Raw genomic sequence first — 23,049 nt, forward strand, 5'->3', positions numbered from 1 at the left:
TCAGCCCGTCTTGGCGCGCTGCTGATCCAGGGCGGCCAGAATGCGCGGTGGCGACATCGGCAGCGCATGCAACCGCACCCCCGCCGCCGCAGAGACTGCATTGGCGATGGCCGCGAGAGGCGGACAGATCGAGGTTTCGCCGACACCGCGCACGCCAAAGGGATGACCGGGGTTCGGCACCTCGACAATCACCGTGTCGATCATTGGCAGGTCCGAGGCGACGGGGATCCGATAGTCGAGGAACACCGCATTCTGCAACCGCCCGTCCTCGCCGTAGATATATTCCTCATTCAGCGCCCAGCCGATGCCCTGTGCGGCACCGCCCTGAAACTGACCTTCGACATAGGTGGGATGGATCGCCTTGCCCGCATCCTGAATGACCGTATAGCGCGTCACAGCGGTCTTGCCGGTTTCGGGATCCACCTCCGCATCGACGATATGGGTGGCAAAGGAGACGCCGGCCCCTTCGGGCGTCGCCTCGAAATGGCCCGAGATCGGTCCACCGGTCTTGCCCATGTCGCGGGTAATCTCCGCCAGCGGCATCGGGTCGAAGTTGCCCGCATTGGGACCGGAGGGCACGGCATGGCCGTCCTCCCATTTCACAGCATCCTCGGGGATACCCCATTTGACCGCGGCGCGTTTGCTGAGCTTGGCCACGGCATCCTCTGCCGCCTTGATCGTGGCAAGGCCGCTGGCATAGGTCACCCGGCTGCCGTGGGAGACGTCATTATAACCAAGCGTGGCAGTATCGGCGATGGTGACGCGGATGCTCTCATAGGGAATGCCCAGAACCTCTGCCGCCATCAGCGCCATGGAGGCGCGGGAGCCGCCGATATCGGGCGTGCCAACAGAAATCTGACAGGTGCCATCCTCTGACAGCGACAATGACACCGAGGTTTCGCCACCATGGTTGAACCAGAAGCCGCAGGAGATCCCGCGCCCCTGACCGGGCTTCAGCGGGGCACTGTAGTGGGGATGCGCCTTGGCAGCCTCGAGCGTTTCCACCAGACCAATGCGTTCGAACTTTGGCCCGTAGGAGGCTTTGGTGCCCTCGCGCGCGGCATTTTTCAAGCGCACTTCGATTGGGTCGAGATCCAGTTTACGGCAGAGCTCGTCAATTACGGATTCCACCGCGTAGGCCGCCATCGGCGAGCCGGGCGCGCGATAGGCCGCCTGTTTGGGGCGGTTGCTCATGACGTCATAGCCAATCTGCTGGACGTTCTTCAGATCATAGGGCGCAAAGGCACACATTGCGGTCATATCCGCAGGCGCACCCGGAAAGGCACCGCCCTGTAGGCGGAAGGTGCCCTGTGCTGCGGTGATGATACCGTCTGCGGTCATGCCGATCTTGATATCCATTGAGGTCGAGGCGGTGGGGCCGGTGGCGCGGAACACCTCGGGGCGGCTCATCACCAGTTTGACCGGGCGATTGGACTTGCGCGACAGGGCCAGTGCGACAGGTTCGATGAACACCGTGGTCTTGCCGCCAAAGCCACCGCCGATTTCCGAGGCGGTGACGCGCAGCTGCGATGTCTCAATCCCCAACAGCGCCGCGCAGTTCTTCTGCACATACCAGTGGCCCTGCGTACAGCACCACAGCTCACCCTTGCCGTCCTGTCCCAGCTGCGCAAGGCAGGCATGGGGTTCGATATAGCCCTGATGCGTCGCCTCGGTGACAAAATGCTCCTCGACCACCAGATCGGCCTTGGCAAAGCCCGCCTCGACATCGCCATGGCCGCTTTCGTGGTAGCGCACCACGTTTGGGTGCATCCCCTCCGGCACAGAGTAATCGGCAGCGCCCTCGCGGATCACCGGTGCATCCTTGGCCATCGCCTTATCGACATCGGTCACATGGGGCAGCACCTCATACTCGACCTCGATCAGCTTCAGCGCGTCACGTGCGGCGAGGGCTGAGGTGGCCGCCACAGCCGCGATGGCATGGCCATCATAGAGCGCGGTATCGCCCGCCATCACGTTTTCCAGCACATTCCATTGTTCGCCTTCCAGCCCCGGCGCGGGTTTGATGGCGTCCGAGAAATCGGCACGGGTGACAATCGCCTTCACATCGCTCAGCGCCTCGGCCTTGCTGGTGTCGATATGTTTGATCCGGGCATGGGCGTGAGGGCTGCGCAGGATGGCCCCGAAGAGCATTCCCGGTGCCGTGATATCGGCGCCAAAGCGCGCCTTGCCCGTGACCTTGTCCAGACCATCGGGGCGGTTGGGACGGGTGCCCACCTGGGTGAAATCGGTCTTGCGTTGATCCAGAGCCATTATGATGCCTCCCGCATCTCTGCCGCCGCGTCCATGACGGCGCGAATGATCTTGTCATAGCCGGTACAGCGGCACAGATTGCCCGCCAGCCAATAACGCACTTCGGTCTCGCTGGGGTTGGGGTTCTTCTCCAGCAGCGCCTTGGCCGCGACCAGAATGCCCGGCGTGCAGATACCGCATTGCAGCGCGGCGTGGTCGATGAACTTCTGTTGCAGCGGATGCAGTGTTTCGCCAGCAGCGATGCCTTCGACGGTGGCGATTTCCTGGCCTGCGGCTTCGACGCCGAGCACCAGACAGGAACAGACCAGCCGCCCGTTGAGAGTGATCGAACAGGCGCCACAGTCGCCGGTGCCGCAGCCTTCCTTGGCACCGGTGAGGTTCAAACGGTCGCGCAGCACATCAAGTAGCGTTTCGCGCGGATCGCAGAGGTAATCGACGGCATCGCCGTTGACGGTGGCCGAGACGTGGATCTTCGTGCTCATGCTTTGTCTCCCTTGGCGCGGGCATAGGCGGTTTCTGCGGCGCGGCGGGCCATTACGCCCGCCACCTGCGTGCGAAAGGCAATGGTGCCGCGTTTGTCGGTGATCGGTGAGCAGGCATCAGAGGCAGCGGTGGCCAGTCGCCCCAAGGCCGCGTCGTCCAGCCTGGAGCCGATCAGGGCATCGGCACAGGCCTGCACCAGCAGTACCGTGGGCGCGACAGCTCCGAGGGCAACGCGGGCATCCGCGACGGTGTCGCCCTCCAGCCGAAGCCAGACACCACAGCCGACCACGGCGATGTCCATCTCGGTTCGCGGGATAAACCGCAGATAGGCGTCGCCCTGACCGGGCACGGCGGGCGGCAGATGCACCGCCGTGATCAACTCGCCGGGCTTCAGCGTGGTCTTGCCGGGAGCTGCCGGAATATCCACGACGGCGGCGCGGCGATTGCCGTCAGGTCCGGTGATGCTGACCGATGCACCTGCCGCAACCATAGCCGGCACGCTGTCGGCGGCAGGGGAGGCATTGCAGAGGTTGCCGACAAGCGTGGCCCGGCCCTGCACCTGGGTGGATCCGATCAGGTCCATCGCCTCGACCACGCCCGGCCATGCGGCCGACAGGTCATCATGTTCGGACATTTCGGCTCCGGCCACCGCGGCGCCGATGGTCCAGCTGCCATCGCTTTCCTTGCGGATGTCGCGGACGCCATCAATCGCCTTGATGTCGATCAGCGTATCCGGCGTGACGATATCGGCGCGCATCTGCACCAGCACATCGGTGCCGCCGGCCAGAACACGGGTAACCCCCGATGCTGAAGCCGCCAGCTCCGCCGCTTCGGCAAAGCTGGTTGGTTGGTGATAGTTCATTGGGACTGTCCTTTTGCTGGCCTGCTGCAGGTGGCTGATGGGTGGGTCCGGATGTCCGGGGCATGGAATGCGCTGCGGGCTGTCTCGACGCATATGCCTGGCCGCGGGCCAAGGCGGTGCGCTTTTTCGGTATCTTGCGTCCTTGCGCAGTCTTCGGCAAGCCGCCATCGCAGCCGGTTTCGGACATAGGCGTGAAATCTCACGCTCGCAAAGCACAATCGGCAGTGATGTTCACATACCGCACCGGGCAACGACCGCGGGCGCGCTTAGGTGGCAGGGGCCCATAAACGGGGAGGGTATTGCGCTTTTGCCCCTTGCGGTGTCGGATCCAGTCATTTATGGCGGCGGCAATTCCAGAAATATTCTAGAAAATATCGCCATCAAAGGGGTTTGAATGGCGAAGTTGGGTTGCGCATGGGTGTGACAATCTGCCACAGTGCGCCGAATCCAATGGATGTGGATGCGGGGGAATATTCCGGGATTGGTATCAGATACGCTGAAACCTCGTGCCTGCGGGGCCACGGGCCGATCGTAAGCCTTGACTTGGTCTGATGCGCCTGAAACGCTTTAACCGCTGGACCTGCCGGAAATTGTTGCCAGAACGCGCGACAAAACACACCTGGCGTCTACATGTCCCCAAGGGTTCAACGACCCCAGCCGCGCCGTGTGCGGCTCTACGGTTTCGAAGACAAAAACGTGGGAGAACACTACATATGACCAACACCAAGCTGGCCGTTAGCGCCCTTGTGGCTACCGCCTTCATGGCACCTGCCGCGATGGCAGAAGAATTCATCACAATCGGTACCGGCGGTGTGACCGGCGTGTACTACCCGACCGGTGGCGCGATCTGCCGTCTGGTCAACAAGACCCGCAAAGAGCACGGTATCCGCTGCTCCGTGGAATCCACCGGTGGCTCCGTCTACAACATCAACACCATCCGTGATGGTGAGCTGGAATTCGGTGTGGCGCAGTCCGACTGGCAGTACCACGCCTATAACGGCACCTCCAAATTCGAAGAGCAGGGCGCCTTTGAAGGTCTGCGTGCCGTGTTCTCCGTTCACCCGGAGCCCTTTACCGTTGTGGCGCGTGCCGATGCCGGCATCACCAATTTCGACGACCTCCAGGGCAAGCGCGTCAACATCGGCAACCCCGGTTCCGGTCAGCGCGGCACCATGGAAGTGCTGCTGGAAGCCAAAGGCTGGGGCATGGACAGCTTTGCGCTGGCAACCGAGCTGAAGGCCGCCGAACAGTCCGCAGCGCTCTGCGACAACCAGATCGACGCCATGGTCTACACCGTTGGCCACCCCTCCGGCTCGATCCAGGAAGCCACCACCGCCTGCGACTCCGTCCTGGTGACCGTGAATGGCGAAGCGGTTGAAAAGCTGATCGCTGACAACTCCTTCTACCGGACTGCAACCATTCCCGGCGGCATGTACCGTGGCTCCGACGCAGATGTGAGCACATTCGGCGTTGGCGCGACCTTCGTGACCTCTGATCAGGTCTCGGACGAGGCGGTCTACACCGTGGTGAAAGCGGTCTTTGAAAACTTCGAAGACTTCAAAAAACTGCACCCGGCCTTCGCCAACCTGAAGCCTGAGGAAATGGCAACTGCGGGCCTGTCCGCACCGCTGCATCCCGGCGCGGCGAAGTACTACAAAGAACAGGGCTGGGTTGAATAACCAGACCGATTGATCGAACGGGGCGCCATGGCGCCCCGTTTTGCACCTGCGGTCTCCACGTCCGCTGACCGGGGTGTCAAGAACAAGTGGAGCAGTACCTGCACCCAAGCGGTACGAGCTTTCGAGGGGAACCATCATGACAAGTGAAACACAGGGCAAAGGTCCGCTGTCGGAGGAAGAGCTTCAGGCTCTTGTTGCCTCATCAGACTCCGGCGCCCGCAACCCGATTGGCAGCGTAGGGCTGTTCCTGGCCATTGTGGCCTGCATCTGGTCGGTCTTTCAGGTGCTGCTGGCCTCTCCGGTTGCCAATCTCGTGCTACCGGGCAGCGTCGTAAACAATGCGCGCCAGATCCATCTGGCCTTTGCCATTTTTCTCGCCTATGCGGCCTATCCCGCGCTGAAGAGCAGCCCGACGGACCGGATCCCGGTTCAGGACTGGATCCTGGCGCTGATGGGCACATTTACCGCACTTTATGGCTATATCTTCTACGAGAAGATCGTGAATGCCGGTGGCAAGGGTGATGACATCGACACGGTCTTTGCTGCGATCGGTCTTGTGCTGCTGTTTGAGGGCGCGCGCCGCGCCCTTGGCCCGGCGATGGCAATCGTGGCCTCTGTGTTCCTGCTGTATGTTTTCTTCGGCTCATCCGAGCTGGTCCCCGATGTGATCCGCTGGAAAGGCGCATCGCTGGACCGCGCGATGGAGCAGATGTGGATCACCTCGGAAGGTGTGTTTGGCATCGCGCTGGGGGTGTCGACGAAATTCGTGTTTCTCTTCGTGCTGTTCGGTGCACTTCTGGATAAGGCGGGTGCGGGCAATTACTTTATCAAGATGGCCTTTGGCGCGCTTGGTCACCTGCGCGGCGGCCCGGCAAAGGCGGCGGTGGTCGGCTCTGCCGCAACCGGTCTGATCTCCGGCTCCTCGATTGCCAATGTCGTGACCACCGGGACCTTCACCATTCCGCTGATGAAGCGGGTTGGCTTCACCTCGGAGCAGGCCGGTTCGGTAGAGGTTGCCTCCTCTGTCAATGGCCAGATCATGCCGCCGGTTATGGGCGCGGCTGCGTTTCTCATGGTGGAATATGTCGGCATTTCTTATGTCGAGGTGATCACCCATGCGTTCCTGCCGGCGACCATCTCCTATATCGCGCTGATCTACATCGTGCATCTGGAAGCGGTAAAGCGGAAGATGCCGACCCTGGGCAACCGCGAAGTAAACCTGATGCGCACGGCGCTGGGTATGCTGAGCTTCTTCCTGGTGTTTGCGGGGCTGTGCTATGGCACCCAATTCCCGGTTGATGCGATCGAAGCCGTCGCACCAAGTGCAGCCGGCCTGATCATCACCTGTCTGGTTGCATTGGTCTATGTCGCGCTGGTCTATATGGCAGCGCAGGTTCCCGACCTTGAACCCGATGATCCCAACGCCAAGGACATCGAACTGCCCGAGGTTGGCGAGATCTACAAGGCCGGTCTGCATTACCTGCTGCCGATCATCGTGCTGGTCTACTTCCTGATGATCGAACAGAAATCGCCGGGCCTGTCGGCTTTCTGGGCGACCGCCTTGCTATTCGTGATCCTGCTCACCCAGAAACCGCTTAAGGCGCTGTTCCGCGGGCAGAGCAACCTGCTGCACAACTTTATGGATGGGCTCAACGACCTGTGGCACGGCATGGTGGATGGTGCGCGCAACATGATCGGTATCGCGCTGGCAACAGCAACAGCCGGCGTGATCGTAGGCACGGTGACCCTCACCGGTGTTGGTCAGGTCATGGCCGATCTGGTTGAGTTCCTGTCGGGCGGCAACCTGATCCTGATGCTGGTGATGGTAGGGCTGTTGTCCCTCATCCTGGGCATGGGTCTGCCCACGACGGCAAACTACATCGTTGTCAGCTCGCTGATGGCGGGCGTTGTGGTCGAACTGGGGGCGCAATCCGGTCTGATCGTGCCGCTGATCGCGGTGCATCTATTTGTGTTCTACTTCGGCATCATGGCGGATGTGACACCGCCTGTGGGCCTTGCGAGCTTTGCCGCGGCGGCTGTCTCCGGGGGCGATGCGATCCGTACCGGATTCATCGCCTTCTTCTACAGCCTGCGCACCGTGGCGCTGCCGTTTGTGTTCATCTTCAACACCGATCTTCTGCTGATTGATGTCACCTGGGCCGAGGGGATACTGGTTGCGGTGACCGCCACCATTGCGATCCTTGTCTTTACTGCCGGCACCATGGGATATTTCCTGACCCGCAGCCGGATCTATGAAAGCGTGGCGCTGGTGGCGATTGCCTTTGCAATCTTCCGTCCCGGCTTCTTCATGGATTACATCCAGCCGCCGTTCACGCAGGTAGAGCCGGCCGAGCTGGTCACCGCGCTCGACGATGTCCCCGAAGGCACCGAAGTGCGCGTGAAAGTGGCGGGTCCCGATTTCGACACTGGCGAGATGACCGAAACCACTTTGGTTCTGACCGTCGGCGCAGAGGGCGGGCAGACAAGCCTCGATCAGTTCGGACTGCTGCCGCTGGAAGAAGACGGCATTGTCAAACTGGAAGAGCCGATGTTCGGCACCCCGGCGCAGCCGATGCTGGACGGGTTTGATTTCTATCTGGATGACCCGGTATCCTTGACCTCGGTGCAGGTTCCGTCGGATCAGCTGCCCAAGGAGCTGATCTTTATCCCGGCGCTGCTGCTGCTGGGGCTTGTTGCCCTGATGCAGACGGGCCGTGCCCGCAAAGAGGAGGCAATGGCATGAGTAAATCTGTTCTCTGCGCGCTGGAACTGAACGGCGACACGACGGACCGCAAGGTGCTGGCAGAGGCGGCCCGACTGGCCGATCTGGATGGCGCGCAGCTGGATGTCGTCAATGTGCTGCCCGATTTTGGCGAAAGCTGGGTCTCGGGGTTCTTCGAAGAGCACCACCATGAACGCGCGGTAAAGGAAACCGCAGATCATCTGGGCAAGCTCTGCGAGGAGGTCCTCGGCGCCGAACGCAACGCCAAGGTGCGACATCTGGTGGCCACCGGCAAAGCCTATCAGGAAATCCTGAAGGTCGCGGACAAGGCGGGAACCGATCTGATCGTGATCGGCGCGCATAAGCCGGAGCTGTCGGATTATCTGCTGGGACCCAATGCGGCGCGGGTGATCCGCCATTCCACCTGTTCGGTCTATGTGGTGCGCTGATCCGCAGGCATTCTAACCGCATATCTCCTTATTTTAGGGGCGTCCGATCGGGCGCCCCTTTTTCCGTCGCCCATGCGCCCGGTCTGCCTTTAGTCGGGAGGCGGCGCGTAACCTGTCATCTCCAGATATCCCTTACCGCTGTGGCTGCCGGTGATCCGCACCGGTCCCTCCCAATAGGGAAAGGACATCGCCATCCAAGCCTGCGGGTTCAGCGCGGTGACTTCGATATCGAGGCCGCGTTTGGGCAGGCGCAGGTTCCACTCCGTTGGGACCGCGCGACCGGCAACCTGTTTCAGCCCGCGCGGCGTCGCCTGAAGATGCCCTGGCTCCAGCGGAGAGGGCGTGCCATCGGCTGCGATCCATGTGCCTGAGGTGAACAGGCTGCTGCCCCGCAACTGAAACCCCATCAGCTTTTCGCCACTATCAAAGCGCAGCGAAAACCAGTCCCAGCCGCTCTGATCCTCAGACAGGGGCTGGCTTGACCATTCACGGTCCAGCCAGCCTTCTCCGGTCACCTGCACCGGGCCGCCGGGCAGCTGCAATGTGCCGCTCAGCTGATAGTGCGGTTGGGAATAATAGTAGCTGGCCTGTCCATCCGCCGATTTCACCGAATAGCCGCCATCCCCCTGCAAGACCAAGGGACCATTGGCTGTGAGAGAGAGATCATAGCGAAAATCCTGCCCGGTCGCGCGCAGGCTCAGCGCGTCCAGACCGGCATCGCGGCCGCGCATGAACCAATCGTCGATATAGGCCTCAAACGGAGCGGTGGTGACACCGGCCTGCCCAATGCCACCCCGCGCCAGCCGCTCGGCGTGAAAATGGGCGTCGGGCGTCGTCAGACCAGCGTGGCCCATCCAGATCTGGGGGTCTTCCCAGGCGGATGCGGTCGGCATCGAACGGGCATCACCCGGTTGCAGGGCAGACCGGAACAGCGTCCACTGAACCCCGTAGTCACGCCCGTCATCTCCGGTCAGATTGGCGGTCAGATACCACCACTCGATGCGGAACTCGGGGTGCGCGCCGTGATCACGCGGGAAAACCAGCTGGGTGCCGCGTGCAGGTACTGCAAACCCGTCCACCTCGGTTCCGAGCCCGGCATATCCCTGCGCCGCAGCCGGACCGGCAAGCCGGATGAACAGCACCAGCACCGCGACAAGGCCGCAGAAAATCGCTTGGAGAGCAGGCTTAACGTTCATTGGCAAAGACCCTCAGCAGATCGGCGGGTTTCAGCTTTGACAGCCGCCGTGCCGGCAGGGCCGCCGCCAGCGCGGCCGCCGCCAGCGCCATCAGGAACAGCCTTAGCCAGTCCAGCGGAAACAGAAACATCGGCAGGCGCCAGCCGAAGGCTTCGACATTGACAACCGCGAGCAATGCCCAGCCCAGCAGCAGGCCGAGAGGCAGGGCAAGCAGGGCCGTCAGCCCGGCCAGGATCACGCTGCGTAGAAGTTCATATCTGGCCAGTTGACGGCGTGTCAGCCCCATCGCCCAGATCGGCGCCAGCTGCGGCAGACGTTGACTCCAGAGCGTCAGCAGGCTGGTCAGCATTGCAAAGCCAGCGACGCCGAAGGTCAGCAGGTTCAGCGCTCCGGTCACGACAAAAGTACGGTCAAAAATCGCCAGCGACTGCCGTTTAAGCGCGCTCTGGTCGATGAAGGCACTGGACGGCAGATCGAAATCCTGTTGAAGCTGACGGCGCAGGCGCGCCACGTCCTCAACCGGCAGACGCAGGCCGAAACGGCGGTTCTCGATCAGCGGGCGATGCTCCAGCAGGGTGGCGAGACCGACAATCGCCTGCGGGTTGGGGTTGCCATAGTCGGAATAGACGCCTGCTATCCGCATGTGCCATTCCGGTGCGATCTGCAGCAGATCTCCGGTTTCCAGGTCGCCACGGCGCGCCAGCTGTTCGTTGATCAGCGCGCCGCTGCCGTCGGCCACCTGCTGCCAGACGGTTGCGTCGGCCTGCAACAGCGGCCAGTTGTCGCGATAGGTGGCATCATCGACCACACCGTATACGTCCATCGGGGCGCCGCTGTAGCGCTCATCACTGTGGCGGATTGGCAGGGCGCGGATGCCCCTCTCCGCCAGCCAGGGCAGCACCTCATCGGCCATCTCGTCGCGCGGAAGCGTCATATAGAGCTCTGAGGCCAGCCGTTGATCCAACCAGCCAAGGAAGGTGAGGCGAAAGCTGGAAACCATTGTGCCAACACCGATATTTGTCGCCAGCGCCAGAAGGAGTGCCATCAGCGCCAGCGACAGACCCGGCAGCTGCGCGCGCATGTCCGCCCATAACCAGAGCGTCACCGGGCCACGCGCCATTCGGGTTCCGACCAAGGCCAGCCGCGATAGCGCCAGCGGCAGCAGCAGCGCGGCCCCCAGCATCAGACAGCCGAGAAAGACAAAGCCAGCCAGCAGCCCGTCGAACAGCACCGGTATTGCTGCCGCCGCCAGCACCATCAGCGCACCGGTCGCAGCAGAGAGCCGATGGCCACGCAGCGCCTGCTGACCGCGCGCGGTTGCAGCTGGCGCTGCAAGAATGGGCAATCGCGACAGGCTGTACCAGCTTTGACCACCGGCCAGCATCATGCCTGCCAAGGCCATCGCAAGGCCAGAAAGCACCCAGCCCGGACGAAGGTTCAGGCTGCCATCGACCGAGGCGCCATACAGCCCCGAAAGGGTTGCGCTGACACCGGGAAGGAGAGCCGCCGCGATCAGATAGCCAAGGATCAGGCCAAGCAACGCCGCCACAAGCGTGATAGCCAGTAGTTCAGCAAAAACAAGCCAGACCAGAGTGTTGAGCGGTAACCCTAAACTGCGCAGGCTGCGGAACATGCCGCGTCTCTGTTCAATCCCCAATGCGATGGTGCCCTGTACGATGAACAGGCCCACCGCAAAGGACAGCAGCCCAAAGGCGGTGAGGTTGAGGTGAAAACTGCGGGTGAGCTGCGCCGTATCCGCGCTGGTTGATGCGCTCTGCAAACGCAGGTCAGGCACCAGTTCGCCCAGCGATCTGAGCCCGCTGGGTTGCGCATCCAGCACCATCAGGCGGCTGATCGCATCCGGTCGCGCGAGCAGTCGCGCCGCAGTCGCTATGTCACTGATCAAAACGTCTCGGGGAACCGCTGTGCTGCGCGTTGTCGGAGGCAGATCAAGATCGAGGCCGGTCACATCCGTCTCGGGGTGCAAGAACAGGTGACCAGGTGCCAGCAGCAGATCCGCCGGGGAAAGCGCCACGGATGTGTCGCCGTCGGATTCCGTTGCGGTTCCGGCTTCGCTCAGCCGCTCCATCATCGGATGCGAGAGGATATCAATGCCCACCATTTCAAGGCGCCTTCGGCCGGAGCCTGTTTGTTGGTTTGTGAGGTCACCGATCAGTATCGGCGAGAGCTGCCAACCTTCACGTCGCAGCGCAACATATTGGGAAATATTAATATCTCCCTCTGGATTTACGAGATATCTTTGTCCGGACGGGGAGATGCGCGCTGCGGCTTCGGCATAGCTTGCACGCGCCTCGGCATTGATCGCCTGCACCGCAGACCAGAGCGCGGTGGCCAGCGCAAGACCGGTGATCAGCATGGCCAATTGCAGCGGGTGCTGGCGCCAGTGAGACAGGATCGCGGAGAATGCAGCCGCTCTCATGTCCCGGCCTCACGCAGGCGGCCATTGCTGAGGTGGATTTGCCTGTCTAGCAAGCCCGCAATGGCCTGCGAATGGGTCACGAGCAGCAGCGCCGCGCCAGTTTCCCGCACCAGATCCAGCATCAGCTCCATGACCGAAGCACTTGACGTTTCGTCCAGATTACCGGTCGGCTCATCCGCCAGCAGCAGCTTTGGGCGCAGCGCCAGCGCGCGGGCAATAGCGACCCGCTGCTGCTGTCCGCCAGACAGCTGTTCGGGGTAGCGCCCCTGTAGTTCGGCCAGCCCCAGCCGACGGGTCAATGCCTCGATCCAAGGGGCATCAACCGTGTCGGCCAGCCGGGCATGCAGGCTGATGTTCTGACCAACGGTCAGGGCCGGGATCAGGTTGAACTGCTGAAACACAAGGGACACATGTCGTCGCCGCAGCGCCGCGCGCCCGGTGTCATCCAGCTCGGCGAGGGACACATCATCCACCACTATGCGGCCGCGGTCGAACTGATCCAGCGCGGCCGCCAGATGCAGCAACGTGCTTTTGCCGGATCCGCTGTCTCCGGTGAGTGCGAGGCTGCACCCGGCGGCCAGATCCAGCGAGACACGGTCCAAAACCGGAACAGCGCCGGACGGCCCCGAATAGGACTTGCTGACCTCCTCAATGATTAGCATCGACGTATAACCCTTTGCGGTTGTTATGGTTTGCCCGACTGCGTCGCGATACATCCGGCGACCAGACAGGCTGATTTTGCAGGCTGACCTTTCCGGGGATCCCGGCCCAAGACAACAGATAACATTGACGCGCCCTGATGTAGGCCCCATTTGAAGCTTGCCCATGCAATAATGGGGTTGGGCTCAACAAAGGCTACGCCATGTCGCTGTTCTCACTGCCATTCCGCTGGTCATCGCGAGGTCTGGCACCTGCCATTCTGGCCGCTCTGGCAACGGTCCCGCTGACGGAGGTCGCCGAGGCGCAAACGGCGTCCGGCAGCCGCGAAGCGCTCTGCCGCAGCCGGGCGGAGGCCTACGCCGGCGCGCCGCGCAGTGATGCCCCTGACGGTCTGCGGCTGGGCAATGATCGCGCCGGGATCACTTTCTCCGGGACAGTTCGGATCGGGATCAGTGTGCAGGAGGGCAAGCTGCGCCGCGCGAGATCACGCAGCGGTTCCGAAGCCGAGGACCGCGATGATTACTTCAACACGCCCGAGGCGCAGCGCAAGCGGCTGGTCAAACAGTACTATCGCGATTGCATGTCGCAGCGCTGATTTCGTAGACTGCGCCAAAATCGGAGCCGTGAGCCGAGCCGATCGCGGCTGATCGACAGATCCATCGGCGCAAGGTCAAAGAATGAGGGCAGGGACATGACACTCATCCAGCAGCTGCTGCTCGGCAGCCTGTACCTCGGGATCTGCCTTGTCGTGGAGGCTGGGTTGCTGGTGTTCTGCATCCATGTTCTGCGCAGGCGGCTTGGCGTGCTGCAACGTGGGCGGCGCTTTGTGCAGATGAGCGCAGTGCTGGCGGTTGCGATCGGGCTGATCGTCTTTGCCCATACGCTGCAGGTCTGGATCTGGGCCACGGCGCTGATTTTCTCTGGTGCCATAGGCGACTGGAATACTGCGATTTATTTCTCGCTCGCGACCTATACCACCCTCGGCTACGGCGATATCGTCCTTGGCGAGGGGATGCGGATCTTTGCGGCCTTCGGCGCGGTTACCGGGCTCTTTGCCTTTGGCATCAGCACGGCGTTTCTGGTGGCTGCATTGCGAGAGGTGTTTCTGCTGGAAGATACCGCGCCGGTGAGAGCACGCTGACCCGTCACCTCGGGCGTGGTGCCCCTACAGGATTGGCGCCAGCAGGCGCGCGACAGGCGCACCAAAGCGGATGGTCATCGGTTGCGCGTCCAGATCCGTCTCCAGAAGTGTTGACGATGCCATGTCCTCATCCAGCATCTGCGCCACCTGTTCTGCCGTTTCCGCATCAAAGCACAGCGCCATACTCTCAAAATTCAGCCGGAAAGAACGGTTGTCGAGGTTCATCGTGCCCACCGCCGCGATGGTATCATCCACGACAAAAACCTTCTGGTGCACAAATCCGGCCTGATACCTGTGGATTTTGACACCAACCTCGCGCAGGTCGTCAAAATAGGCGTAGGCAGCCAGCCAGGGTGCGTAGTGATCCGCAGTCTCGGGCAACAGGATGCGCACATCGACCCCGCGCATGGCGGCGTTCTTCAACGCAGCCACGACATCCTGATCCGGCACGAAATAAGGCGAGGCAAGCCAGATCCGGGAACGCGCAGCGGAGATGGCAGAGAAATACAGCATCGAGCCGTTGATGGTACTGTCTCCCGGCCCGGTTTCGACCACCAGCGCGGGTTTGCCTGCGCCCTCAACCGGGGCGCAGTCCCAGGTCAGCAGGTCAAGGATCGGATCCTCGGTCAACCAGAACCAATCCTCCGCATAGCCCAGCTGTAGCTGCTGCACGACCGGGCCGGTCAACCGCACCTGCGTATCGCGCCAAGCGCCAAAGGTCGGGTCGCGCCCCATGTATTCATCGCCGATATTCATTCCGCCCGTAAAGCCGACACGCCCGTCGACGATGACCGTCTTGCGATGGTTCCTGAAGTTCAGGTGAAACCGATGTTTCGGGCCGGGGCGGGTGCTGGGGTCAACCTGATTGACACCTGCCGCCTCCAACGCCTCGCGGTATCGGTTTGACAGCCCGTGACTGCCTACCGCATCCGTCATGAACCAGACAGCAACGCCGCGCGCGCGTGCGTCAAGCAAGGCGGTCTTGAACCGCTGTCCGATCTTGTCATTGCGCACGATGTAGAAATGGACCAGAACGTAATCCTCTGCCGCATCAATGGCCTCGATAATCGCATCGGCGATTTCAGAGCCGTTTTTGAGCAGCTCAAACCCGTTGCCCCGGCAGACCGGATAACCGGCCAACCGTTCGAAGGGGGCCTGGTTCGCGGCCAATTGATCGCGGTCCTGTGTGTGAAGATCTGAGTAGACGCGCAGCGCGTTCAGGACCCGCTCCGCCTCGCGCCGGGTGGCGCGATACCTCGAAAACCGGCGTTGCCCGAAAAACAGATAGAGCGGCAGCGCCACCAGCGGAGCGGACAGCAAAAATACCACCCAGCCGATCGCCCCTTGCGGCGTGCGGGCGGTGCGGGCCGCCTTCAGAGAGGCCAGACCCGCAAGCACCCACATCATCAGTACTGCCGATGTGCTTATCGCAATCCAGGCCATCGCCGCGCTCCCTGTCGCATATCTTCTGGCCAAACCTACATCCGGCGGATGGGCTTGGCTATATCTCCCTGAAAGGGCTGGTTTTTTGAAGCGAGCTATGAGACCGTCAGGCCATGAGCATGCGACCCTATGTGAAACCCGGCGCCTATGCGTTGTATCTGGCCGCCAAGCGGTTCAACGACAAGAACGGCTGGGTGCTGAGCAGCCATATCGCCATGTCGCTGATGCTCGCCTTGTTTCCCTTTATCCTTTTTACCGTGGCGCTCACCGGTGCGGTGGCGGGGTCACTGTCGGGCGGGGTTGATCTGGAAAACCTGGTGGAGCTGGTCTTTGGCTCCTGGCCGGAAAGCGTCTCGGATCCCATCGTGCGGGAGGTCTACTCGGTGCTTGCCACATCTTCCACCGGGGTGGTCACGCTAGGTGGTGTCATCGCTATCTACTTTGCCTCCAACGGGGTGGATGCGGTGCGTCTGGCAATGGTGCAGGCCTATCATGAACGCGATACCAGGCCGTTCTGGAAGACCCGGGGCCTGTGCATTGGTCTGGTGATCCTGGGGGGCGCGGGCATTATGGCGGCGGCGGTATTTGAGCTGATCCTGCCGCTTTATGCGCGCCATCTGGCCAGTTTTTTCCCGCAGGTCCCGCTGAGAGGCAACTGGGAGGGCGGTCTGAACGGGGTTCTGGTTGCGGTGATCCCGCTCGTTGCTGTGTTTGCCTTCCACATGCTGCTCCCGGCGAAGCGTCACCGGCTCTCACAGGTGCTGCCGGGGGTGCTGCTGACAGTGGTGCTGTGGTGGGCGGCCGGCCTCGCCTTTGCCATCTACATCAGCAGTTTTGCGGCCTATTCGGCCACCTATGCAGGGCTGGCGGGGGCTATGGCGGCGCTGATCTTTCTCTATCTGAACTCAGCCATTCTGATCCTTGGCGCGGAACTCAACGGGGTGCTGCTGCATCCAACCTCCTGACCTGTCGCAGGCGTTTGCAACCGTCCGAGTGCACCAGCCCGTGCCTGAAGTGAAATTGTTTCGAAAATCGCAACAATAAGGCAGTTCTGCCACAATTGAGCCACGATGCTGGCCCAGTGGCCGGTCTATTCTTCGATGAGAACAGCCCGAACGCTCATACGGTACGAGGAACAGATGCGTCTTTTGCAAAGCAAACTTCCGCCCCGCCAATTGGTGCAACGCCTGCTGAAACAGCCTGTCGCGGCGCCTCATTGCATCGAGAAGGACAGCCCGCGCGTGACGCTGCGCGCTGAAGGCACCTCACTGGAAACCATCGCCTTGCAGGCGCTGGCGCTGCGGTCGTTTTCCAGCACCGCTCAGCGCGGGAGCTGATCGCCCAGACCTGAAAGCCGGGGCAGGGCGGCGGTTGCCATGCGCCCGGCCACAGCCCGGTTAGAGATCAATCGTCAGACGCATCCGAAGGCTCACCGCGAAACCCGGTTGCAACCACGAATTTTTCCGAACTGTCCGAACGTGACGATGGCGGTTTGACGTGGAAAACCTTGGTGAATTTCTGCTTCAGCAGCTTTTGCAGATCACCCTCGGCCCCGCCGGCCAATACCTTGGCCACGAAGGTACCGCCTTCTTCCAGAACGTCGAAGGCAAAATAGGCCGCGGTTTCACAAAGCGAGATAATCCGCAAATGGTCGGTCTGCTTGTGACCGGAACTGGCAGCTGCCATATCCGACATCACCACATCTGCCTTGCCACCAAGCCATTCCTTGACCTTGTCGTCGGCCCCTTCGTCCATGAAATCCAGCTGGTGGAACTCGGCACCCGCCAGCGGCTCGACCTCCTGCAGATCAACGCCGATGATGCGGCCTACAGCCTTACCCGGCTTTTCCCCCAGCGCATTGATCCGCTTCACCGCTACCTGCGCCCAGCCGCCCGGGGCGCAGCCCAGATCGACCACCCGCGCGCCATTCACAAGGAAGCGGAATTTATCGTCGACTTCCATGATCTTATAGGCCGCGCGCCCACGGTAGCCTTCGGCCTGGGCGCGTTTCACATAAGGGTCGTTCAACTGCCGCTGCAACCAGCGGGTGGAGCTGAGTTTACGCCCACGGGCAGTCTTGACCTTGACCTTCAGGTCACGCTGTCCGCGCCCGGAGGTGTTCTTGCCAGTGGGTGTTTTTCCCGTGGGTGTCTTTGCCATATTTGCTGTTCCCTGTCGTCCGTGGCCGCATCGGGGCCAACTGTCGGACGCTCATATCCTGTGTGTGGCCGTCAGAACGGCCCGTCTTCCAGAACGCCGTCGGCGCTCATCTGTGCATAAAGCAGGCCTTCGCGCAGGCCCCGGTCCGCAACGGACAACCTGTCCGTCGGCCAGCACCGCAAGAGCGCCTGTAGAATTGCCGCCCCCGACATGATCAGCGCCTGACGGTCTTCGCCAATACGCGGGTCGCTGCGGCGTCCCTGAGGGCCGAGTTCTAAATAAGAGCGGATAACCTTGTCAATCTGATCGCTGGTCATGCGCAGCCCGTCCACCTTGGTCCGGTCATAGCGTTTCAGCCCCAGATGCGAGGCGGCAACGGTGGTGACGGTGCCAGAGGTGCCAACGATCTGAAAGCCCTGTCGGGTCTGCTCGTCCTTATAGGGCGCAAAATCGGCGAGGTTCTCTTCAAAGAACCAGCTCATCAGGGCAAAACGGGCCGCGTCATCCTCGACGTCGTGGAACTGATCGCGCAGCGTCGCGACCCCAAGTGGTACTGAGATCCAGTCAACAACCTTGGCCGCGGGAAAGGGGCTTTCAACGGGATGAAACCCTGCGTGCAGCCGCATGATGGCGGATGGCCGGTCGCGGCGCGGGATCGAGGAGATGTCGATCCAGACCAGTTCGGTGGAGCCGCCGCCAATATCGACCACCAGCAGCTGATCCGTCTTCGTCGACACCAGCGGCGCGCAGGAAATCACTGCCAGACGCGCTTCTTCCTCGGGTTGGATGATCTCCAGCGTCAGACCGGTCTCGCGGCGCACCTGACGAATGAACTCTCGCGCGTTCTTCGCCCGACGACAGGCCTCAGTCGCGACCAGCCGCATCCGTTTCACCCGGTTGCGTTTGAGCTTTTGCTGACAGATACGCAGAGCCTGGATGGTGCGCGCCATCGACGCGCGCGACAAGCGCCCGGTCCGCTCCAAACCGGCGCCAAGTTGCACCGTTTTTGAAAAGCTGTCCACCACATGGAAGCCGCTGCCCTTGGGTTGGGCAATCAGCATCCGGCAGCTATTTGTCCCCAGATCGAGCGCCGCATAGAGCGCATCAGGATCTGGGCGGGCCGGTGCAGGGCTCTCTACCACTCGGGGAAATGCGCCCGCACCTTTGGAACGCCTGGGCGCCATGATTCACGCCCTCCGATAATCGTGTTGATCCAAGCATATGTGGGCTGACCGCCACGTGCAAGGTGGCCCGAATGCCCCGATGACGATTTGCCGATTGACGAATTGACGTTTCTTGAACGGTTTTGAGCGCTTTGCCGATCAAATTCATAAAGCTGTTGAATATTATGAGGGCGCTGCCCGGTAGCCAGCCCGGCCCGCCGTTGCTATCCAGAAGCGACCCGGAAAAGGTCGCTCAGAACCAATGTCAGGTCGAAATCCGACGAACGCGCCCGGCGATGCCACACTAGAAACGCAACTACACAGACGCAAAGGAAGCTCAGGCAATGCCCGACGTCACCATCGTATACTGGCGCGACATCCCAGCACAGATCATCGTCGGCAAAGGCCGTCGCGGGGCCAAACGTCAATTGGAAGAGCGGTTTGAACAAGCCATCGACCGTGCGGCAATGAAGGTGAACGCGAAGGACGCCGACGCCTATCTCGCGGAATGGCGCAAGGCTGCGCCCTACGCCATGGATGGTGAACCGGCCGATATCGCCGAGGCCGAGGCCAAGCGTCTGGAAGCGGATTATGATCAGGACCGGCTCAAGACACTGATCGCTAACGACGGATGGGCATGAGCCTGACATCTTTTTGGGAGGCCACGATGGCTTTGTTGAACTTCAAGAAACGCGATGCTGGCGTAGCGCAGCCCAGCAGCCCCGAGGTCGAGGCCTTTCTGGAAAACTACTCGATCGAGGTGATGCCCCGTACCGCTGCCAAGGTCGAGAGCTTCCGCGATCTGCTGCCCGCCGGCACCCGCGTCTACATCGCCCATATCGAAGGTACGCCGATCGAGGAAATGGTGGAAACCGCCAAGCGGCTCAATGCCGAAGGCTACCCGGTGATGCCGCATTTTCCCGCGCGGATCATCCAGGACGAAGCCACGCTGGCCGACTGGATCGCCCGCTATCAGGGGGAGGCCGATGTCAAGCAGGCGCTGCTGCTGGCCGGTGGTGTTGCCAAACCTCATGGTGCCTTTGACAGCTCCATGCAGCTCTTGGAAACCGGATTGTTCGACAAGGCCGGGTTCACCAACCTGCATGTTGCGGGCCACCCCGAAGGCAACAAGGATATCGATCCTGACGGCAGCATGAAGAACGTCTCGGATGCGCTTCTGTGGAAACAGAAATTCTCCGAACGCACCGATGCGAAGATGGCGCTGGCAACCCAGTTCGCCTTTGAGGCGAAGCCGATCATCGAATGGGCCGACAGCATCAAGGCCGCAGGCGTAGATCTGCCGATCCATATCGGCATTGCCGGCCCGGCCAAACTGCAGACGCTGATCAAATTCGCCATCGCCTGCGGTGTTGGTCCGTCCCTCAAGGTGCTGCAAAAGCGCGCGATGGATGTCTCCAAGCTGCTGCTGCCCTATGAGCCGACAGATGTGATTGCCGAGCTGGCTGCCCACAAGGCCGCCAACCCCGATTTCAACATCACCAATGTGCATTTCTTCCCGCTGGGTGGCATCAAGACCAACGCCACCTGGGCTATCAACAACGGCGGCGCAGCAGCGCAGCCGGTCAATTCCCAAGGATAAAAAATGACCCGTACCGTCGTAGAATCTAAGACAAAAACCGCAATCCTGGGATTTGATGAGCCGTTCTGTGTGATCGGCGAACGGATCAACCCCACAGGCCGCAAGAAACTCGCGGCCGAGTTGGAAGCCGGCGATTTCTCCACCGTTGAACAAGACGCGATTGCGCAGGTGATGGCCGGCGCCAACATCCTCGATATCAACGCGGGCGTTGTCTACAACTCCAACCCGAACCCGAACGAGACCGAGCCGCCGCTGATGACCAAGATCGTCCAGCTGGTGCAAGGTCTGACCGACACGCCGCTCTGCATCGACTCCTCGGTACCCGGCGCGCTTGAAGCCGGTCTGCAGGCCGCCGAGGGCCGTCCGCTGCTGAACTCGGTCACCGGCGAGGAAGAGCGCCTGGAGCACGTGCTGCCGCTGGTCAAAAAGTACAACGTGCCGGTCGTGGCCATTTCCAACGACGACACCGGCATCTCCGAAGATCCCGACGTCCGCTTTGCCGTCGCCAAGAAGATCGTCGAGCGCGCCGCAGATTTCGGCATTCCTGCCCATGACATCGTGGTTGACCCGCTGGTGATGCCGATTGGTGCGATGGCAACCGCAGGCCAGCAGGTCTTTGCACTGGTTCGCCGTCTGCGTGAAGAACTGGGCGTGAACACCACCTGTGGTGCCTCGAACGTCTCCTTTGGCCTGCCGAACCGTCACGGCATCAACAATGCCTTCCTGCCGATGGCGATGGGCGCGGGGATGACCTCTGCGATCATGAACCCGGTGGCACTGCCGGTAACCCAGAAGAAGATTGCCGAAAAGAGAGCCGAAGTAGAGGCCGCCGGGATCATCCTGCCCGAGGGCATGGAAGACGAGGCCTTTGTTCAGATGTTCGGTCTTGGATCCACCAAGCCACGTCCGGGCAAGGAGATGGAAGCGATCCGCGCCGCCAACCTGTTGACCAACAACGATCCTCACGGTGGTGAATGGATCAAGGCCAACAAAGAGCCGGCAAAAGAGGGCGAGGAAAGCCGTGGTCGCGGTGGTCGCGCCGGCAGCCGTCGCCGTCGCGCCTGACACGCCGCCCATACAAGCTATGAGAGGTCAGACCACTGGTCTGGCCTCTTTTTTTACCTGGCAATCCAGCTGTTTCGCAAGCTGTCTGGCGCGGGGCTGCGGCGTCCCGATTGGCGCTAAAACGAGCGACCCACGGGTAAAACCATTCCTGAATGGACGCAGGCCGCTCTCTCCCGCCCCGGATTTGTCGGGATTAACCAATAATAGTGCGAGGGCGCAACAGCGTCCACTTATGGCCCTTGGACCGGCAAGCCCTTGCCACACAGCCCGCGCAACACAAGCACAGCACACAGTCGCCAGCGGCATCGTTGCATATGCGAAATATGGTGTGAGAGATGGCGCACCTGAGAGGATTCGAACCTCTGGCCTCTGCCTTCGGAGGGCAGCGCCAGAGCCAGTATTCATGTTTTATTCCCGTTTTGCCTACGTTTTGTTTACAGTCTGGATGTGTTCGAAATGGATGTAACTGTTACGCGTAACAGAAACCAACGCCGCTCTACGGCACGCAGGACGCTTTCTTGGTGGTGTGGCGAATGGTGCCCATAAACTTTTTCGATGGTCTCGGCGCTGGTCGCAAAGAAACCGGCAGCATCCCAGACACTTGCACCGTTTTGAAGCGCCCAGGTGATCGCAGTGTGTTTTAACGTATGTGGGGAACAAGGGGTAACATCGGCGGATTGCACGGCTTTTGCAAAGGCTCGCTTTATGTCGCCGACACGTGCGCCCTGATATTCGACAGCCCACTTGCTTCCGCTATCACGCCAGCGCCTCAGGTGGGCCGCCAGCTGGCGGGGGATGCGTGCTGGTGTGCGCCGCTTGTTGGTTTGCCGCTCTGAATCACTGCGCCTGAACATGATGCCCCGGTCCAGATCAAACCAACCTCCAACGGTGTTTGGCTCAAAACCCATCCGCAAAATGGCGTCCTTGCGAGTTCCAGTGTAGATCGCAATCAGGATAAAACGGGCGAGGTGGGAAGCCTTGTGGCCCCGGTAGGCCGCCCAGAGAAGCTTGGCAGCCTCATCACGGGACAGCCAGCGTTCAGTCGCCTCTGGCTTACCCGGCAGTGTGACGGCTGGTGCAGAAGTAATATAGCCCTCAGCATGGGCGTAGTTGATAGCCCGTTGCAGAACTCCTAACTCACGGCGCACTGTCCCTGGCGAGATAGGAGCGTATTCGATGGGTTCTTTGGTGTCCGGATCACGTTTGACAACCTTCTTTCGGGTCTTTGCGTACCGCCTACACGTTTCGCCCTTCACATGGCTCAGTTTCAGCCCATCCCAAAATGGGATCAGGGCATCGATCGCATATCCGACCCTCTCTGGCGCCGCGACGGTCGGGGCATATTCCTCAGCGTAGATTGCGAGAACCTCCCCACAGGTTACGTTGGCGGGCTCATTCGCAGAACCTTCCCGTCCTTTGGTCGCGATGTAGGCAGCGAGCGCTTTTTCAGCATCTGCGCGGCTTGTGCAGCCCGTTGACTGGTCTGGCCTTCCGGTGTCCCGGATGTACCAGTACGGCCGGTGTTTGAATTTGTGCAGGCGGGCGCCCTTGCTTGGTCTTGGCATGCTTTCACCAATTTCGGAAAATCGTTTCTATCAATGCGAGTGGCACGGCCCATCTTGACGAGGAACCCATGCTCTTGGGCGGCGGTTTTTAGCGATCCTTTAGGTACACCCAATTCCTCCGCCGCCGCGTCAATGATCAATAGCTGTGGA

20 protein-coding genes are annotated in these 23,049 nt (G+C 61.3%); 10 read left to right on the forward strand and 10 right to left on the reverse strand.

The features are described 5' to 3' along the window. From VXL81_RS08345 to VXL81_RS08355, 3 genes are read right to left on the reverse strand one after another with little or no spacing between them, the layout of a single operon-like run. The gene (locus VXL81_RS08345) at positions 1-2,271 is read right to left on the reverse strand and encodes a xanthine dehydrogenase family protein molybdopterin-binding subunit (protein WP_416553758.1); all 2,271 of its coding nucleotides are present in this window, start codon (positions 2,269-2,271) and stop codon (positions 1-3) included. Next, positions 2,271-2,753: a (2Fe-2S)-binding protein gene (locus tag VXL81_RS08350; protein ID WP_416540156.1), complete on the reverse strand. Its 483-nt coding sequence runs from the start codon at positions 2,751-2,753 to the stop codon at positions 2,271-2,273. Before VXL81_RS08350 ends, VXL81_RS08345 begins: the two co-directional genes overlap by 1 nt. Continuing rightward, positions 2,750-3,616 carry an FAD binding domain-containing protein gene (locus tag VXL81_RS08355; RefSeq protein WP_416553760.1) on the reverse strand — a complete coding sequence of 289 codons (867 nt, stop codon included), beginning with the start codon at positions 3,614-3,616 and terminating at the stop codon, positions 2,750-2,752. The genes VXL81_RS08350 and VXL81_RS08355 overlap by 4 nt, the downstream gene beginning before the upstream one ends. Positions 3,617-4,329: 713 nt before the next feature. Here VXL81_RS08355 and VXL81_RS08360 point away from each other — a divergent pair. From VXL81_RS08360 to VXL81_RS08370, 3 genes are all read left to right on the forward strand, one after another. Continuing rightward, a complete protein-coding gene (locus tag VXL81_RS08360) occupies positions 4,330-5,295 on the forward strand; it encodes a TAXI family TRAP transporter solute-binding subunit (RefSeq protein WP_416553762.1) in 966 nt (321 codons plus the stop codon). Positions 5,296-5,431: 136 nt separating this feature from the next. Further along, complete coding sequence (locus VXL81_RS08365) at positions 5,432-8,038, forward strand: TRAP transporter permease (RefSeq protein ID WP_340545611.1); 2,607 nt, start codon at positions 5,432-5,434, stop codon at positions 8,036-8,038. Beyond that, a complete protein-coding gene (locus VXL81_RS08370) occupies positions 8,035-8,466 on the forward strand; it encodes a universal stress protein (protein ID WP_340545610.1) in 432 nt (143 codons plus the stop codon). Before VXL81_RS08365 ends, VXL81_RS08370 begins: the two co-directional genes overlap by 4 nt. 89 nt (positions 8,467-8,555) lie before the next feature. Here VXL81_RS08370 and VXL81_RS08375 read toward each other — a convergent pair whose 3' ends face one another. From VXL81_RS08375 to VXL81_RS08385, 3 genes are read right to left on the reverse strand one after another with little or no spacing between them, the layout of a single operon-like run. Next, the gene (locus VXL81_RS08375; RefSeq protein ID WP_416553764.1) at positions 8,556-9,662 is read right to left on the reverse strand and encodes a lipocalin-like domain-containing protein; all 1,107 of its coding nucleotides are present in this window, start codon (positions 9,660-9,662) and stop codon (positions 8,556-8,558) included. Continuing rightward, positions 9,652-12,102: an FtsX-like permease family protein gene (locus VXL81_RS08380; RefSeq protein ID WP_416553766.1), complete on the reverse strand. Its 2,451-nt coding sequence runs from the start codon at positions 12,100-12,102 to the stop codon at positions 9,652-9,654. The genes VXL81_RS08375 and VXL81_RS08380 overlap by 11 nt, the downstream gene beginning before the upstream one ends. Then, a complete protein-coding gene (locus tag VXL81_RS08385) occupies positions 12,099-12,764 on the reverse strand; it encodes an ABC transporter ATP-binding protein (protein WP_340545607.1) in 666 nt (221 codons plus the stop codon). The genes VXL81_RS08380 and VXL81_RS08385 overlap by 4 nt, the downstream gene beginning before the upstream one ends. A 200-nt stretch (positions 12,765-12,964) precedes the next feature. On the opposite strand from VXL81_RS08385, the gene VXL81_RS08390 reads away from it, so the two are divergent. Continuing rightward, the gene (locus VXL81_RS08390) at positions 12,965-13,357 is read left to right on the forward strand and encodes a hypothetical protein (protein ID WP_416553768.1); all 393 of its coding nucleotides are present in this window, start codon (positions 12,965-12,967) and stop codon (positions 13,355-13,357) included. Between the two features lie 96 nt (positions 13,358-13,453). Further along, on the forward strand, positions 13,454-13,903 hold the full coding sequence (locus tag VXL81_RS08395; protein WP_416538764.1) for an ion channel: 450 nt from the start codon (positions 13,454-13,456) through the stop codon (positions 13,901-13,903). 24 nt (positions 13,904-13,927) lie between these two features. On the opposite strand, the gene cls is transcribed toward VXL81_RS08395, so the two are convergent. Beyond that, entirely contained in the window at positions 13,928-15,346 is a 1,419-nt protein-coding gene (gene cls, locus VXL81_RS08400) for a cardiolipin synthase (protein ID WP_416553770.1), read from the reverse strand. A 113-nt stretch (positions 15,347-15,459) separates the two neighbouring features. Between cls and VXL81_RS08405 the strand changes: the two genes are divergently transcribed. Together VXL81_RS08405 and VXL81_RS08410 are read left to right on the forward strand one after the other, a co-directional pair. Continuing rightward, positions 15,460-16,311, forward strand: a complete 852-nt coding sequence (locus VXL81_RS08405) for a YihY/virulence factor BrkB family protein (protein WP_340545603.1) — start codon at positions 15,460-15,462, stop codon at positions 16,309-16,311. A gap of 174 nt (positions 16,312-16,485) precedes the next feature. Continuing rightward, positions 16,486-16,683, forward strand: a complete 198-nt coding sequence (locus VXL81_RS08410) for a hypothetical protein (protein ID WP_416549063.1) — start codon at positions 16,486-16,488, stop codon at positions 16,681-16,683. Between the two features lie 67 nt (positions 16,684-16,750). On the opposite strand, the gene VXL81_RS08415 is transcribed toward VXL81_RS08410, so the two are convergent. Continuing rightward, positions 16,751-17,506 (reverse strand): RlmE family RNA methyltransferase, encoded by a 756-nt coding sequence (locus VXL81_RS08415; RefSeq protein WP_340545601.1) that lies wholly within the window; start codon positions 17,504-17,506, stop codon positions 16,751-16,753. A gap of 71 nt (positions 17,507-17,577) precedes the next feature. Further along, the gene (locus VXL81_RS08420) at positions 17,578-18,690 is read right to left on the reverse strand and encodes a Ppx/GppA phosphatase family protein (RefSeq protein WP_416553772.1); all 1,113 of its coding nucleotides are present in this window, start codon (positions 18,688-18,690) and stop codon (positions 17,578-17,580) included. Between the two features lie 323 nt (positions 18,691-19,013). Here VXL81_RS08420 and VXL81_RS08425 point away from each other — a divergent pair, with 323 nt between their 5' ends. Genes VXL81_RS08425 through VXL81_RS08435 form a run of 3 tightly spaced genes read left to right on the forward strand, consistent with a single transcriptional unit; the run spans position 19,014 to position 21,334 of the window. Next, positions 19,014-19,310, forward strand: a complete 297-nt coding sequence (locus tag VXL81_RS08425) for a virulence factor (RefSeq protein ID WP_340545599.1) — start codon at positions 19,014-19,016, stop codon at positions 19,308-19,310. A 26-nt stretch (positions 19,311-19,336) separates the two neighbouring features. Further along, the gene (locus VXL81_RS08430; RefSeq protein WP_340545598.1) at positions 19,337-20,269 is read left to right on the forward strand and encodes a methylenetetrahydrofolate reductase; all 933 of its coding nucleotides are present in this window, start codon (positions 19,337-19,339) and stop codon (positions 20,267-20,269) included. Between the two features lie 3 nt (positions 20,270-20,272). Next, entirely contained in the window at positions 20,273-21,334 is a 1,062-nt protein-coding gene (locus VXL81_RS08435) for a methyltetrahydrofolate cobalamin methyltransferase (RefSeq protein ID WP_340545597.1), read from the forward strand. A gap of 434 nt (positions 21,335-21,768) precedes the next feature. Here the strand turns inward: VXL81_RS08435 and VXL81_RS08440 are convergent, their stop codons facing one another. Beyond that, positions 21,769-22,899: a tyrosine-type recombinase/integrase gene (locus tag VXL81_RS08440; protein WP_416553774.1), complete on the reverse strand. Its 1,131-nt coding sequence runs from the start codon at positions 22,897-22,899 to the stop codon at positions 21,769-21,771. Positions 22,900-23,049: the final 150 nt, after the last annotated feature.

The sequence above is a fragment of the Phaeobacter sp. JH204B genome, from assembly GCF_048055755.1.
GTDB lineage: Bacteria > Pseudomonadota > Alphaproteobacteria > Rhodobacterales > Rhodobacteraceae > Phaeobacter > Phaeobacter bryozoorum.